The sequence below is a fragment of the Neorickettsia sennetsu str. Miyayama genome, assembly GCF_000013165.1.
Classification (GTDB): domain Bacteria; phylum Pseudomonadota; class Alphaproteobacteria; order Rickettsiales; family Anaplasmataceae; genus Neorickettsia; species Neorickettsia sennetsu.
On sequence record NC_007798.1, the window covers coordinates 290,839 to 305,866 of the forward strand.

11 protein-coding genes are annotated in these 15,028 nt (G+C 40.4%); 6 read left to right on the forward strand and 5 right to left on the reverse strand.

Features of this window, described 5'->3' with window-relative positions; all coding sequences use genetic code 11:
* Nucleotides 1-58: 58 nt before the first annotated feature.
* The 3 genes from NSE_RS01465 to secB form a co-directional block, all read right to left on the reverse strand.
* Nucleotides 59-1,951 (reverse strand): ATP-dependent helicase, encoded by a 1,893-nt coding sequence (locus NSE_RS01465; protein WP_011451751.1) that lies wholly within the window; start codon nt 1,949-1,951, stop codon nt 59-61.
* A gap of 374 nt (nt 1,952-2,325) precedes the next feature.
* Complete coding sequence (locus tag NSE_RS01470) at nt 2,326-3,102, reverse strand: TatD family hydrolase (protein WP_041917493.1); 777 nt, start codon at nt 3,100-3,102, stop codon at nt 2,326-2,328.
* A 276-nt stretch (nt 3,103-3,378) separates the two neighbouring features.
* Nucleotides 3,379-3,873 carry a protein-export chaperone SecB gene (gene secB, locus NSE_RS01475; protein ID WP_011451754.1) on the reverse strand — a complete coding sequence of 165 codons (495 nt, stop codon included), beginning with the start codon at nt 3,871-3,873 and terminating at the stop codon, nt 3,379-3,381.
* A 110-nt stretch (nt 3,874-3,983) separates the two neighbouring features.
* Between secB and NSE_RS01480 the strand changes: the two genes are divergently transcribed.
* Complete coding sequence (locus NSE_RS01480) at nt 3,984-4,610, forward strand: Tim44/TimA family putative adaptor protein (protein ID WP_011451755.1); 627 nt, start codon at nt 3,984-3,986, stop codon at nt 4,608-4,610.
* A 232-nt stretch (nt 4,611-4,842) separates the two neighbouring features.
* On the opposite strand, the gene rsmA is transcribed toward NSE_RS01480, so the two are convergent.
* Nucleotides 4,843-5,631 carry a 16S rRNA (adenine(1518)-N(6)/adenine(1519)-N(6))-dimethyltransferase RsmA gene (gene rsmA / locus NSE_RS01485; RefSeq protein ID WP_011451757.1) on the reverse strand — a complete coding sequence of 263 codons (789 nt, stop codon included), beginning with the start codon at nt 5,629-5,631 and terminating at the stop codon, nt 4,843-4,845.
* Nucleotides 5,632-5,977: 346 nt separating this feature from the next.
* On the opposite strand from rsmA, the gene NSE_RS01490 reads away from it, so the two are divergent.
* From NSE_RS01490 to ppdK, 5 genes are all read left to right on the forward strand, one after another.
* The gene (locus NSE_RS01490) at nt 5,978-7,057 is read left to right on the forward strand and encodes a hypothetical protein (RefSeq protein WP_227028972.1); all 1,080 of its coding nucleotides are present in this window, start codon (nt 5,978-5,980) and stop codon (nt 7,055-7,057) included.
* Entirely contained in the window at nt 7,047-9,275 is a 2,229-nt protein-coding gene (locus NSE_RS01495) for an ATP-binding protein (protein ID WP_011451761.1), read from the forward strand. The genes NSE_RS01490 and NSE_RS01495 overlap by 11 nt, the downstream gene beginning before the upstream one ends.
* A gap of 5 nt (nt 9,276-9,280) precedes the next feature.
* Nucleotides 9,281-10,591 (forward strand): proline--tRNA ligase, encoded by a 1,311-nt coding sequence (gene proS / locus NSE_RS01500; protein ID WP_011451762.1) that lies wholly within the window; start codon nt 9,281-9,283, stop codon nt 10,589-10,591.
* A gap of 26 nt (nt 10,592-10,617) precedes the next feature.
* On the forward strand, nt 10,618-11,346 hold the full coding sequence (locus NSE_RS01505) for a hypothetical protein (RefSeq protein WP_011451763.1): 729 nt from the start codon (nt 10,618-10,620) through the stop codon (nt 11,344-11,346).
* A gap of 110 nt (nt 11,347-11,456) precedes the next feature.
* A complete protein-coding gene (gene ppdK, locus NSE_RS01510) occupies nt 11,457-14,060 on the forward strand; it encodes a pyruvate, phosphate dikinase (RefSeq protein ID WP_011451764.1) in 2,604 nt (867 codons plus the stop codon).
* A gap of 193 nt (nt 14,061-14,253) precedes the next feature.
* Here ppdK and NSE_RS01515 read toward each other — a convergent pair whose 3' ends face one another.
* A complete protein-coding gene (locus NSE_RS01515; protein ID WP_011451766.1) occupies nt 14,254-14,814 on the reverse strand; it encodes a pyridoxine/pyridoxamine 5'-phosphate oxidase in 561 nt (186 codons plus the stop codon).
* Nucleotides 14,815-15,028: the final 214 nt, after the last annotated feature.

Consider the following 15,028-nt stretch of genomic DNA (forward strand, 5'->3'; position numbering starts at 1 on the left):
GGTCTGTTTTTAGTTGGGGCATTGGTCCTTTTATTTGCAGCTGAGGACCATCTCATTTTTATTTCTCTGCTAACTCCAACATGAATCTCGATTTTACAGTATTTTGCCAAGAATTTCTTATTAATCTTCTATGAGCACTTGTTATTGTTAAAAACCTTTTTGCTCTTGTTATTCCAACATACGCTAAACGACGTTCCTCCTCAATTTGTTCAGTACTACAAAGAGACCTTACATGTGGGAATGTTCCATCCTCCCAACCTGGGAGGAATACTTGCTCAAATTCTAGTCCTTTAGAAGCGTGCAGTGTCATCATGTTGACAGCATCACTGTTATTTATTTGTGCGTCACTCTCTGTCAAAAGTGATACGTGTTGTAGGAAATCAGTAGCATCATCGAATTCTTGGATCACTCTGAAAAGCTCATCAACGTTTTCAATTCTTGTCTCGTCTTGCTCTTTTAACGCTGATATATATCCGGATTCCAGTGTGATCTTTTTCAGCAAGTCATGCAAACTGTGATTGAGAGATTCTTCCTGCCATTTTCTAACTTGTTTTACAAATGTCAGAAGCGCTGTGCTTTTAAGTTTTTCGTTTTCCTCAAGTTTTCTGACTGCTTCAAACATCGAGCACCCTTCTTCAAGTGAGTAGTTATATATCTTGTTCAGTGATGCCTGTCCGAGGCCCCTTTTTGGTGTGTTTATTATTCTTTCAAAGGCCAAATTGTCATTTGGATTCACAACGAGCCTTAAGTAAGCAATAATGTCTCTTATTTCTTTTCTCTCATAGAATTTAAGTCCTCCAACGACGCGGTAGGGGACGTTTTCGTGAATAGCTGCTTCCTCGAAGGCTCTCGTCTGAAAGCCTGCCCTAACAAGGATGGCCGTATCGCTGTAGCGACACAATAATTTTCTTTCCTTTATCATTCTGATGATAGCTCTTGCCTCCTGTTCACTATCCATGTAGGTGAAAATTTGTATTTCCTCGCCGCCAGGGTATGCTGTCCACAGCTTCTTTGTGAGTCTGGACTGATTATTTTTTATGATATTGTGTGCGGCAGTGAGTATTTTGTTCGTCGAGCGATAATTTTGTTCCAGCTTGATGACTTTTGCTCCTTCAAAATCTTTTGCAAACCTCAAGATGTTCCCTACCTCTGCACCACGCCACCCATAGATTGATTGATCATCGTCCCCAACGCAGCAGATGTTTGAGTGCTTCTGCGCTAATAGCCTCAACCATAGGTATTGACATAAATTCGTATCTTGGTACTCATCTACCATGATGTATCTAAATTTCTCTTTGTATTTTTCCAAGGTTTCTGCGTCCTTGTTAAACAGAGTAACGTTGTGCATGAGCAAATCTCCGAAGTCCATGCTATTGTTCTCCTTGAGTTTTTTTTGGTAAGTATCATACACAGAGAGTGCTTGTTTCTCGAACCATGTATTTGCAGCATTATTGAACCTTACTCTACTTGGCGTGAAGGCTTTATCTTTCCATGCAGAGATCACGCTTAAGTACTTTTTAAGTAGGGCTTTATCTGCTTCGATTTTTTTTTCTTGAGCGACTTTCTGAAGCATTCTGACTTGGTCGTCTACATCTAATATTGTGAAGTCCGGTTTAAAGCCAAGTTTCTCTGCTTCAATTCTTAGGATCTTTGCTGCTGCTGCGTGAAATGTTCCAATCCAGTGAAATTTCATTTCCCCTACAATCTCATTAACACGCTGAATCATTTCATTTGCAGCCTTATTTGCGAAGGTCACAGCCATAATTTGATTTGGATGCGCATACCCTGACCTAATCAGGTGGGCTATTCTATGCACTAACGTTTTTGTTTTACCTGTTCCCGCACCAGCAAGTATCAAGACAGGACCGTTTACAGTTTCCACAGCAAGTCTTTGCTCATCGTTCAGGTTCATAATTGTTGATTGCGCAAGGTGGTCCAGATCGTACCACATATTTTTCTCTTCTACATATTGTTTAAGCGCTGTTGCGCTTTATTTGCTGGGTTGTTTCTTCAAATGTGTTGTTACGCTGAGATATGTGTCAAGAGTACGTAAGCTGCAAATTTAGACTGCTTACTGCATACGGTAAAAATAATTTTGTTTCGGGTAAGTAGAAAGAAAAAAGTTAAAGCGAGGTTCATTAACTTACTACGGATTTTTTATCGTTATCTTCGTGTTAGAAACACCTCTCTACTTTGATGTTCCCTAGTACACTGGGGCGGTTATTGGCATATGCGAATGGCTGCTGAGTCTGAGTGATAAGCTTGAGGTCTTGCAAATTCAACAGAGAACTCGTCTTTTTGTGGTTTATGTCAGTATAGATACTGTCATGTTGGTCGAATGACCTTTGGAAACACCCTAAGAAAATTCTCCATTAGTTTTGTCGACAATTCCACGTTTTCGATGCGTCTAAGTTTGCTTATATGTTTTAGTATGTGCACAATATACGAGGGATAGTTCGTTTTACCTCTAAATGGGACAGGAGAAAGATAGGGCGCGTCGGTTTCTATAAGCATTCTATCCAGTGGTACCTCAACGGCTATTTTTTGTACTTCTGTGGCATTTTTAAATGTTACGATCCCAGAAAATGAAACATACCAAGCATTTCTTATCGCTGCTTCGAAAAGCTCTCTAGATGAAGCGAAGCTATGGAGAATCACTGGTGTTCTACTGTCGCTCAACTCAGTTTCCAGTATACGTACTGTATCAGTTTCGGCATTTCTCGAATGTACTACGAGTGGTAAGTTTGATTCCAAGGCCGCTCGTATATGCTCTCTAAACGATTCCTGTTGAACTTTCTTAGTAGTGTAGTCGTAATAGTAATCTAATCCTGTTTCGCCTATGCTTATCACCTTTTCATGTGTTGCCAATGATATTAGTGTTTCTTTTAGGGATTCACAGTGCTCGACGTGATTTGGGTGTACACCTACAGAGCAGTAGACATTGGAGAATTGCTCGGAAATTGAAAGCAAATCTTCAACTTCGCTTAACTTGGTCGCGATATTATGTAAGACTCCTACACCATTTCTTTTTGCTTCTTCCACAATATCCTTTATTGCTTCTTTTCCGTAGAAAAGAAGATGACAATGCGAATCAAAAATCATTTGGCAATCTGATTCAGGAAATGGATTCAAAAACTCCAGGCATCACGATAGGGAGAGTAAAAACGCGGGCAAGAGAAAACACGTAGGCAAAACTATCCACACAAAACACACACTAAACCGGGTCGTGAATAAGGTAGGAGGCATGCAAAGAAAGCAACGACGAGTAACGGATACCACCCCGTAACACACCGCAAAGCGAATCTGCATCCAACAAAACTGAAAAACAGGGCAAGGTATCAGAAATATGCGGAAGCAGAACGCAAACCCGGAAAACAGCTAATCTCTTTGACTCTCAGCGTATTTTTGAGCAAAATTTATAGGTGCAAGCATCAAAGGTGGGAAACCTGCATCAGTTGTTGCCGTAGCTATAATTCTCCTTGCAAACGGAAAGAGTAACGTAGGCGCTTCGACAAGTAATGTCTGCCTCAGTTGTTCCTGAGTGAGATTCTTTATCGTGAAGACACCGCAGTACTTCAACTTACAAACGAACGCAACACGTGTTTCATCTGGAGAGTCTTTATCCTTTATCCGTGCTTCAGTTTTTAAATCAAGAACCACTTCGTATACACCGTTTCTCTCATCTATTGCTCTGCTGTCTATATTGCACTGCACATCCACCTCCGGAGGATTTTTCATGATGCTAAACACCTCCGGAGAGTTAGGCGTGTCAAGAGCTATTGACTTCATGAATTGACCTTCAGGCCGTGCCAATGGGAGGCTTTCTTCGTTTTCGGATTGTGCATCATGGGTGATTTCGTCTTTGTCGGGCATTTTTGTATTCTTTAGAAATATAAGTGATACTGTAGATGTAGGTTAGAGTAAGTGTGGCGTTTTGTCCACCTTTACATTTGTTGGTTTAGTAGCGCTGTTTTTCTTGGTTTATGGAGTTAATATTGTACGCGATATTGGTTTTTTTTATCTTCAACAGACTCTATGCATCCTTTGGTAGGATATCTGTTGAACGCGAGTTGGGTTTTAAGGCTGCGGAAGTAAAAGAAATTCTTGAAAAGAAGGTCAGGGACATTGATCAATTCACTTACGTTGCTCCAAGTGATCTTCAGGAGATCGTGTCCGCGAAAAAGGAAATTGAGTCTTTATGGAAACAGGATTTTTCGACAGATCGGTTTATGGAAGGTGCTGAGCGCGCTTTTGAGATGTTCACCAAAGCTTTTACTGATTGCGATCTAAAGGTTTTATCAAAGTTGCTCTCCAAGAAAGCTTTTAGTGTTGTCTCGGAGAAAATAGAGCAGCGCAAGATCCGTGGCAATACCCTTGAAAGAACGTTGGTTGCTTTGCGGTCGAAGAATTTGATTAAGCTTGACGTAATAAAAGGTGTTTTGTACGCGACCGTACGGTTCGTTTCCGAGCAGATTAATGTTGTACGCGATGATGCTGGTCGCGTACTGTCTGGGGACCACGACACAATAGAAGTGATAGAGGATAAATGGATATTTGAGAGGTCATTAAAGTCGCCTCATAATAGCTGGGTTGTATGCGAGTTTTCCTAGAGCACAATCAGGTTATTCATTCGTTTTGCTGCTAGGGTGTTTTGGCTTGATTTTCCTTTGGGTGTCTGATGTGCTCTATTTCTGCAGTAATTTTTTTTGTTACAGGAAAGAAAGGGGTGCTTGCTGCATGCAGTTTTATCGTTTGTGCGTCTTGGGTGTTTTACAAGGAGGAATCAACTTATTGAAGTTAACTTTCTCGTGCGAAGCTTAAAGACGCGTTGCTCTCTCGAAGTTAGTCCATTTCTGCTATACAAGAAAGCCTGCAGAGTTGCTCGGGGTTAAGTTCCTCTATTCTCATTGTAGGACTGGCTCCTACCTGCGCTAATGCGGAATGTAGTGCTTCAGAATCTTTGAAAATTCTTGATAGGCTTTTTTTGATCATTTTTCTTCGCTGGGAAAAACCTTCTGTCAGGATCTTTTCCAAAACAGGTTTGTTTCTTGGCCATTTGTTTTTCAGTGGTGTAAGCTTCAGGACTGTAGATGTTACTCTTGGTGGTGGTGTGAAAACTTCTGGTGCGAGGGCAAATTGTGACTCCGCTTTGCATTCTAGTTGCACTAGAACAGACAAAGCGCCATAGTTTTTGCTTTTAGGCTGTGCACAAATACGGTCTGCTACTTCTTTTTGGAACATTAGCACCATTTCTCGAACTTGCTCTAGTTCGTTCATCCATCCTAGCAACAGATGCGTAGCAATGTTGTATGGCAAATTTGCAATTATGGTGACCTTTTCTTGTTTAAATAAACTGCTTAGTCGAATGAGTAAAGCATCACCTATGGTGTATTTGTAATTTTGATACTGTGCCATGAGGGAAGACAGCGATTCTGAAAATCTTTTGTCTTTTTCGACTGATATAAGTGAAGCTGGTTCTCTCAGAAGTATGGCGGCAGACAATGTTCCTGATCCAGCACCTATTTCGAAGATGTGTTTGCCCTTTACTGATGTTGCTGCGTCGATTATTTTGTCAAGCACTTCCCTGTCGTAGATGAAGTGTTGTCCAAGTAGTTTATTATATCGTTGCACCTTTTATTTGTTCTGATAAATGAGTTCGTCACTCAAATAATAGCCGTAGTACTTCGTCTGAAGCAAAGCCCGATTTCTGTTTGCTTATCCATTTATTTTTCACAAATTTTGTTTTTGATAGTTGGATGACTTGAGGCGTAACTTCAGCTTTTTTGGGATGGGTCAGGCACTATTTTCGGATAAATATGCAATTCTATTAAAGATGCAACTTAACACTTACAAATTTTTATATAAATCATTCTAGTTTGAGGATTTATATTATTTTCTGCTATTATCTTGCAGTCGATTATGCCAGACTACGTTGCAAATACCATCTTTTTCACTGTATAGCGGCCTCTACTTAATTTTGAGCATTGTTTTTTGTGTTGTAATCTTTTCTTTATCACGCGAGGCAATTGAGGCGTCCAGGGTACAGGTTGTAATGGATGGGTACGCAGCAAAAATGGAAGCTCTTGTCGATCAATCTACAGAATGGGCATATCAAAAAATCACAGACCTTTGCAATAGAATAATTAATAGTGAACTAGTGGAAAGGGAAATTGCAGATTTCAATCGGAGGAATGAGAAGGTATACGCCTACTGGTTCAAAGATGATGAAGCGGAAAAGGTGAGCGATCAAGTTGGAAGTAATTTGTTTCCCGCTGTCTCAATAGGTAAATCGCTGCTCCAAAGAGATTTTGGCTCTTCGAGAGGGGAACCAGTTTTGCCGATCACAGTCGTTGTTAAAAGCCCTAAAAATACTGGGCGGTTGCTATTTTACTTGTCACTCAATGATCTGTTTGCAGCAATGGAAGATTTAGTGAGAGGAGATCCATACATGCAAATAGCCATCTTAAAGGAAAATAATGAAGTATTACTTTCCGTTAATCTTGATCGGAAGGTTGAATTTTACGATTTAAGAAATAAAAGATTTGCTAGCTTTCTCAATCTCATAAAAGGAAAATATTCGTATGGTTTTATGAGAGCGAACGAAGCAGCTCCGATTAAAATATGCTATTTTTATAGGGGTGATATAAATATGTTCTCGGTCATAAATTTTATCGATTTTGCCCTTTTATTTTTTGCTTGGTTATGCCTCTCGTTTTGCTGTTGCATTTTTATCTGGAAGGAGATCTCAAAATTGTTGGATAGCGTCGCAGGCAAAGGTGCGGAATATCATTTCCATATACGTGAATTCCGTGAGGTGTATGCTGGGATAAATTTTCTTTCAGGAGAAGTAGAAAAAAATAAGAGTAAAGTAGTGCACTTTACGAATGAGAACAATAGGTTGAAAGAGTTAAACAACATCTATGCTTTTGAAAGGGCAAATATGAACGCTACTATAGATGAATTAGCAGCGGAGAAGGAGATTTTGCTTATAGATAAGATGGTATCAGAGGAGAAAATAGATTATCTAAAGCGAAAAGTGAAGGAAAATGAAAAGTAGATACACAGATGGTATCAAAAAGAACAAGCTGAACTTTGTTATCAGGTATCCGAGAAGATTTTTCTTAGTTTTCATTTTGATGTTACTGCAGTTTCTGTGCGGTGCTCCAATTGTTTTGGGATTCAATTCAATAGATCTGTCAGGCGTTCACGAAATTAAAGGGCTTTTCTATGCATGCGGGATTATTATATTTTTTCTCCTCACTTACAACTTAAAGAAACTTCACTTAGTACTTGCAGCAGCGGAATTTCAAAATATGTTCTACTCAAATGCTGCAAAGGCACTGACCGAATTTTACTTGATCATCACCAATAATGGCGAGGTAGTATATAGGGATGAGAGAACGAAGATAAAAAATCTACAATCCCTTTTAGGAGAGAAATACGAAAAGTTTATTTCTGATATCAGGGAAGGGGTGCTGTATCACAGTTTTTCTTATGATGGACAGGTGGTAGAAATTACCCCAATGATTCGTCCAAAGGGGTATTTCATTGTTGCGGCCAGGAGGGTTGGTGAAAGAGAAATTTATGATGTGCTTTTACGAGAGGCGGGGATTTCTTTGTATAGCGTCAGAGGTGATTCATTAAAGTACAGATGTGCTTCCTATTTCGAAGAGGCGAGTTATAAAAAAACTTTTCTTGAGAATGAGCTTTACAGACTAACAGAGGTTTTTTTAACAGAGCAAAACCATAAAGGCCTCTTCCTGCAAAACTACAGAAGGTGTTTCAATGACACACATTACGGAGTGTTAGTACCAAAGTTGAAAGAAATCAGAGAGCTAGCAAACAATGCGTCTATCGGTATTGTTTTAATGAGCAATGACTTAGAAATAATTAGCGCGAATGACGCTTTCTTTGATATATTCGAGAAGGGAGATCAGATAAAGCAGTTTCTTCGTGACAAATTGAGTGATTTAAAGCGTGGAGGTGGACCGTCTATATTTAATTTTTCCACGGAGAACGGTGATAGTGCACGACTTTACCTTTCAACTTGTGGTATTCTTAATATAGGGTTTCTCGTCGACCTAAGCGAGTTAAGTGACTTGCAGAAAAAATTTCAGCATTCTCAAAAGATATTTTCTTTAGGTGAGTTGAGTGGTGGTATAGCTCACGACTTTAATAACATTCTCACTGCGATAATGGGCTTTGCAGAAATGCTGCTTGAAGATGTGCGACTAGAAAGCAAGCACTACTATAACGTTGCTCAGATAAGGTATAGCGCAAAAAAAGGTAGGGACTTGGTAAAGAAAATTTTGGCTTTTTCTCGAAAACAAACTCTGCATCCCGAGGTTTTGAGTATGGCAGAGGTTGTGAAAAGTATGAGGCAGTTTATAGAGAGGCTCGTTCCAGAAAATATTAAGCTGACTTTTGTTATTAGGTCAGGTCTAAAAAACGTAAGAGTCGACAGGACAGAGATAGAGCAGAGTCTTATCAATTTAATAGTCAATGCACGTGATGCAATAGAAACGTGTGGGGAAATCACTGTTGAAATTGCAGAAACTTTCATAAACAAAAAATATGCTGTTCTTCCTGGTACTCAAAATGAGGAGGTTGTTTTAAAAGGAGAGTACATAAGCCTTACAGTTCGTGATAACGGTTGTGGAATAAACAAGGAGTTGCTGTCGAAAATTTTTGATCCTTTCTTTTCAACAAAAAGTGTAGATAAAGGAACAGGTTTAGGCCTTTCTACTGTTTATGGCATAATGAAGCAGATGAAGGGTTACATAAATGTTGAGAGCACCGAAGGCCAGGGTTCCCTTTTTACACTATTGATCCCAGTTTCCTATGAAGATATCAGTAGTGATGCAAAAAAGGTTGATGAAGATTTGGTTCCTTCAGAGAGAAGCAAAGGTGCAAAGATACTGCTAGTTGAAGATGAAAAAATTGTCAGAAATTTTTTGGTGAAAGCTTTAACTCGCCAGGGTTTTAGTGTCATCGAGTACGAAAGTAGTAAGTCAGCTCTTGAAAAATTTGAAGAAGAAAAAAATACGGTTGCCCTCCTAATTACAGATGTCGTAATGCCCGGTATGGATGGTCCGGAAATGGTCAAGGAGATGAGAAAGCAGAAAGCGGATCTCAAAGTTCTTTTCATGTCTGGGTACACGCGTGACAAGTTACATTTAGACAGTAAAAATCGTGATGAAATTTTTGTAGCGAAGCCTTTTGGGATTAATGAGTTAATTTCTAAAATCATAAGCTTAACCGAAGGTGGGGGTTAGAATGCATGAAAAATAAAACAAGAGTATCCGAGTACTATTTACCCCTTATGAAAAATGTATCGGGTGAGGTGAAGTTGCGCTCGCACAAGTATTCCCTGCGTGCCGGCCTTGTAAAGCAGTGTGGGGCCGGTCTATATAGTTGGCTGCCTTTGGGTCTCAAGGTGCTAAGAAATATCGAGAGTGTAATCAGGCAAGAGCTTGATTCTATGGGAATGCATGAAATGCTAATGCCCTGCATTCAGTTGGCTAAACTCTGGGAAGAGTCGGGAAGGTATTCGGACTATGGTAAGGAGCTGTTAAAGTTTAAGGATAGACATGACAACGAGCTTCTTTTTGGTCCAACAAATGAGGAAGTCATTACAGCAATAGTTAGGGATGATCTTGCTAGCTATAAGCAGCTGCCTAAGATTCTTTACCATATTCAGTGGAAGTTTAGGGATGAAATCAGGCCAAGATTTGGCCTTATGCGTGCCCGTGAGTTTCTTATGAAGGATGCCTACAGTTTTGATGTAGATCAGCAATCTGCTAGAATTTCTTATAACAAGGTCTATCAGTCCTATTTGCGCATTTTTAAGAGACTTGGGCTCAATCCAATCCCTTGTAGAGCGAATGCTGGAGTTATAGGCGGCAGTCTGAATCACGAGTTCCATATTACTACGACTGAAGGAGGGGAGGGTAAGATTTTTTATCCCGAGGAGATGGGAGAGCTCGTAGATGAATTTTGCAAAATTGATCCTTCAAATGAGCACGCGGTATCTGTTATGACAGAGAAATTACAGGAGCTGTTTTGTTTCACCGAGGAATGTAATAGCTCTGGTATAGGAAATGACAACAGAATCTGCACAGCGCAAGGAATAGAAGTGGGGCATATTTTCCTATTTGGGGAGAAGTATTCTGCTCCTATGCAAGCGCGCTTCTCTGGTAGAGATGGAAAAAAGAAGAATTTTTACATGGGATCCTACGGTATTGGAATTTCGAGATTACTTGCTGCTATAATCGAAGTACACTCGGATGATAAGGGCATTATTTGGCCAGAGTCGATTGCGCCATTTAAAATTGGGCTTATCAATTTGCACGGGGAATCTTGCGGTTTTGCTGAGGAGATTTTTTCCAAATTAGACAGCGTCATCTATGATGATACGGCTGATAGTCAGGGTGTGAAGTTTGCCAGGATGGATTTAATTGGGGTGCCTTTCCAAATAATTGTTGGTAAGAACGGTCCCATCCATGGAACAATTGAGCTGAAATATCGTCTTGACTCAAAAAGAGAAAGCCGCAGCCTCAACGAGCTTGTTTCACTTTTTAGCCATACGTAACAGGCATATTTGCGGGAGACAATCTTGTGAGTACATCTGAAAGGGAAGAAATACAGCTTTTGCAAGTGTCTGTCCGACTACTGGAGAGGCAGAATGCGCACTTAAAAAGAAGGGCTGCTACAAAAGAAATCACCTTACCGTTTCTTTTTTCAAGTATGGCCGCTGCTGTTGGTTTCTTTGTAAAAGTTGGTGTTCCGGTGATATCAAAAGACTGGTTCTCTGATAAAAATGAATTGGCAGCAAGGGTGGTAATGTATCTATTTGCCCTGTGTGTAGTATTTCCAATTCTTGGTTGCGTAATTAGCAATAGTGTAAGAAACGTAAGGGTACTGAGGGCATTAAATCTGTCAAAATATGAAGAAACAGAACCGCCACAAGAAGGAGAAGGGAATGCTGTTCAAAAGTGGTGGAAAAATTTTACAAGTCCTGACAATTTTGTTGTGAACTTGTGTTATTACTCTATTTCTCTTCTAGTTGCAGGTTTTCTTTGTTTCGTTCAATATGTTGCAGTCAGAGGAATAAGAGAGCTTTTCTCTGAGATTGATCAGCATAGAATAGAAATTATTGTCGGTATTTCGATTATTATTGGTATACTGAGTGCAACTTTGGGTATTATGTTTTCCGGTGCGCTTCAGAACCTACTTTATCATAGACCGGCAACACTTTTTCCATCTACGTGTTTTTACGTGGAGAAAGTTAAGGGTATTGAAGCGCAAAATGATTCTCCAGCTATGCAAGAAGGGTATCGTGCATGAAAATTTTCTATGGTCTGACTCTCTCCAGATGTTGCATATGTTGTCCCTTGTTTTTAATATATGGGAGTGACCTTTCCTGTTGTCTTTCTGAGTGATTCTAGGACTTCCCGATGTCAGAGAAGCTTGTATATCATTTTTCCCCTTCTAATGCGGATGGGGATGCCTTGATGTTGGATGTGCTCGGTGGCAAGGGTGCGAATCTTGCGCAGATGTGCAACATGGGGTTACCAGTGCCGCCAGGATTTACAATTTCCTCGAGTGCTTGTGAGCTTTATCATCGTGATAAAGATCTTTTCCGCAAGATTTTAGAAAAGGAAATACAAAAATCCTTGCAAGTGCTTGAGGCTGTCACCGGTAAGGTATTTGGATCAAAAGTGAGACCACTATTGGTTTCGGTGCGTTCAGGTAGCAAGTTTTCTATGCCGGGGATGCTTGATACCATTCTTAATGTAGGGCTAAACGATGAGATCATCGCTTCTTGTAGTAGCAGGTTTATTCTTGACAGCTATAGAAGACTCATTCAGATGTATGGGGATGTGGTTCTAAAAGTAGAATCCTACCATTTTGAAGAGGTGCTGTACAATTACAAGAACTCCAAGGGTATCCTGCGTGATCATGATCTCAGCATTAGCGACTTGCATGAGCTAATCGAGGCTTTTCGCGAAGTTGTCAAGCGGAATTCTCACGCTTCTTTACCAGAGGATGTTTATGTACAGGTCATGGCTTGCATAGAGGCTGTTTTTCAGTCCTGGGGAAACGAGCGTGCAAAAACGTACAGAAAAATTCATGATATTCCAGAGAGTGTAGGTACTGCAGTTAATATACAGAGTATGGTCTTTGGGAATTTCAATGAGCGTTCTGGTTCTGGTGTTTTATTCACAAGGAATCCTTCCAATGGCCACAAAACGATGTTCGGTGAGTACATGAAATGTGTGCAAGGAGAAGATATTGTTTCTGGTGTGAGAACGCCTCAACCTATTGGCGAACTGAAGTCTGAGAATCCAAGATTGTATGAACAGATTGAATCGGTTTGTCAAAGTTTGGAAAAGCACTATAGGGACGTGCAAGATATTGAATTTACTATCGAGGATGACGCGTTGTATATACTCCAGACGAGGAGTGCAAAGCGTTCAGTAGAAGCGGCGATAAGGGTTGCTGTCGATATGGTAAAGGAGGGATTGATAACAAAAGAAGAAGCTGTTCTCAGAATCAGACCAAAGTCGCTGGAAAGCTTGCTTCATCCTAGAATTGACGATGAAGCAAACCATCAAATAATAGGTAGTGGTTTGCCCGCATCACCAGGCGCTGCTTCTGGAAAAATAATTTTCTCCACTGAGGAGGCAGTAAAGCGAGCTCAAGGTGGTGAGAAGGTGATTCTTGTCAAAAGCGAGACTAGTCCAGAGGATATAGCGGGTATGCATGCTGCAGTTGCAATTCTTACGACGAGAGGTGGTATGACTTCGCATGCAGCTGTTGTGGCAAGAGGTATGGGCAAACCTTGTGTTTGCGCTCTTTCTGGTGGAAGCATTGACCAATATTCTCAGGTCCTGCGTATTACACCTGATGTCACTTTGAACAAAGGAGATGAAATTACAATTGATGGGACGAGTGGTAATGTCATTTTAGGAAACGCAAGTACTTCTGAGTTCAGTTTTTCCGATGAATTTAGCACTTTCATGACTTGGGTCGATGAATTTAGGCAAATATCTGTGAGGGCAAATGCTGAAACGAAAGAAGATGTAGAAGTGGCGTTAAGATTTGGGGCGGATGGAATAGGTCTCTGCAGAACTGAACATATGTTTTTCTCAGAAGATAGAATTCATATAGTCCGGGATATGATAGTTGCAGAAGATCTACGGCAGAGAAGTATAGCCCTAAAAAAGTTGCTTCCTATCCAGCAAGGCTGTTTTGCAGCGATCTTTCGTGAAATGCAGGGTAGGTGTGTCACAGTGAGATTACTTGATCCACCATTACATGAATTTTTACCAGCTGATGAGGCAAGCTTAGAGAGTTTTAGGAAGCATTCTGCACTTGAAGACTCTTTCATACAAAGGAGGATAAAGGTGCTTAAAGAAGAGAATCCGATGCTGGGGCATCGTGGTTGTAGAATAGCGATATCGCATCCTGAAATATATGAGATGCAGCTTCATGCGATTTTTGGAGCGGCACAAGAAGTGGGTGACGTAAAACTAGAGGTTATGATTCCGTTTATCATGAACGCAGATGAGCTGTGTGCAATAAAACAGCTTGTCACATCGGTTGCGCAAGGGTACTCGGTTGATTATTTATTAGGTAACATGATCGAATTACCTTCTGCTGCAATTCTTGCTGACAGAATAGCTGAAAGTTCAGACTTTTTTAGTTTTGGGACTAATGATCTCACCCAAACGACTCTGGGTATTTCAAGAGATGATTGTGGAATGTTCATGAATATTTATAAGGAGAAGGGTTTGTTCAGGGAGGATCCATTTATCTCTATTCAAGTTGAAAGTGTTGGTTTTTTGATCAAGGAAGCTATCAAAAAAGGTAGAAGTGCAAACAAAGCACTGAAAATAGGTATCTGTGGTGAACATGGTGGTGACCCATACTCTGTAGAGTTTTTTGCATCTTCGGGTGTGGACTATGTTTCTTGTTCGCCGTACAGGGTGCCGATTGCGAAAGTCGCAGCTGCACAGCATTCCATTAAGATGAAGCAAAACAACGAGACTCTTTAGTTGAGTCTTACGGAAGCAGGGGCTTTTTTTCAAGCTTGCCAATTATCACGGCTAGTACATGAGAGAAGGAAATCTGACCCAAGTTGCCTGTTTCTTGATCTGTACTCTCGTTTCTCGCAGTGTGGTTCGGCTGTGGGCATCATTGCCTGCTCAGCGTTGATTTTTCAGTATATGTCTTCTTTATCTGAAATACCTATGGATACAGCCTAGAGATTTTCCACTTTCCGTCTGATTGGAGAAGATATAGGTATCTTTTGTTCAATCTGTGTTTGCCAGCAAGGAAAAACTCCATAGCGTATGGCTTCAACCGGAATCCCACCCAGTGTTTTGGTCGTCCTATTGGGTCGCTGGAATTTTCTAGCTTTTTCACCGCATTAAGGAAAAGTGTTTCGTCTGTTAATTCTTGAGATTGCTTGGAAATTGTGGTGACAGCTCTGCTACTTCGTGGGCGAAAGGCAAAGCTTGTGTCTGCTTCCTTTTCATCTACGAGGAAAACATTCCCACGTCCGATAACCTGTCTTTCGTTCCAGTAAAATACGATTGCTGCTCTTGGATTATCGAACAAGTTTTTACCTTTGGTACTATTCATATTGGTGTAGAATGTAAATCCATCTGCAGTAACATCCTTCACTAAAATTGTCCTCGCATAGGGAATATTATCCCTCGTACATGTTGCAAGCACAGCAGCAGTTCTGTCGTAAGCATCAGCCTCCTTTTGCCATAGCAAAAACTGTGCAATTGGATCCGTATCCATTCAAAAGCCTACCAGGTTCACTATACATTAATCATGATGCAGGAATCATACATTACTTTTTTATGCAAGGAAATTTTCATAAAAAAAAGAAGTTGCAAAGCTTATTAAGCCACTTATGTATGTCGTGTTTATAGTAAAAGGATGATTTTTCTCGGAAGGTTTACGGATTAAATCAAGGGCTGTACGATACTGTACCCTTTTATCCAGACCGCAA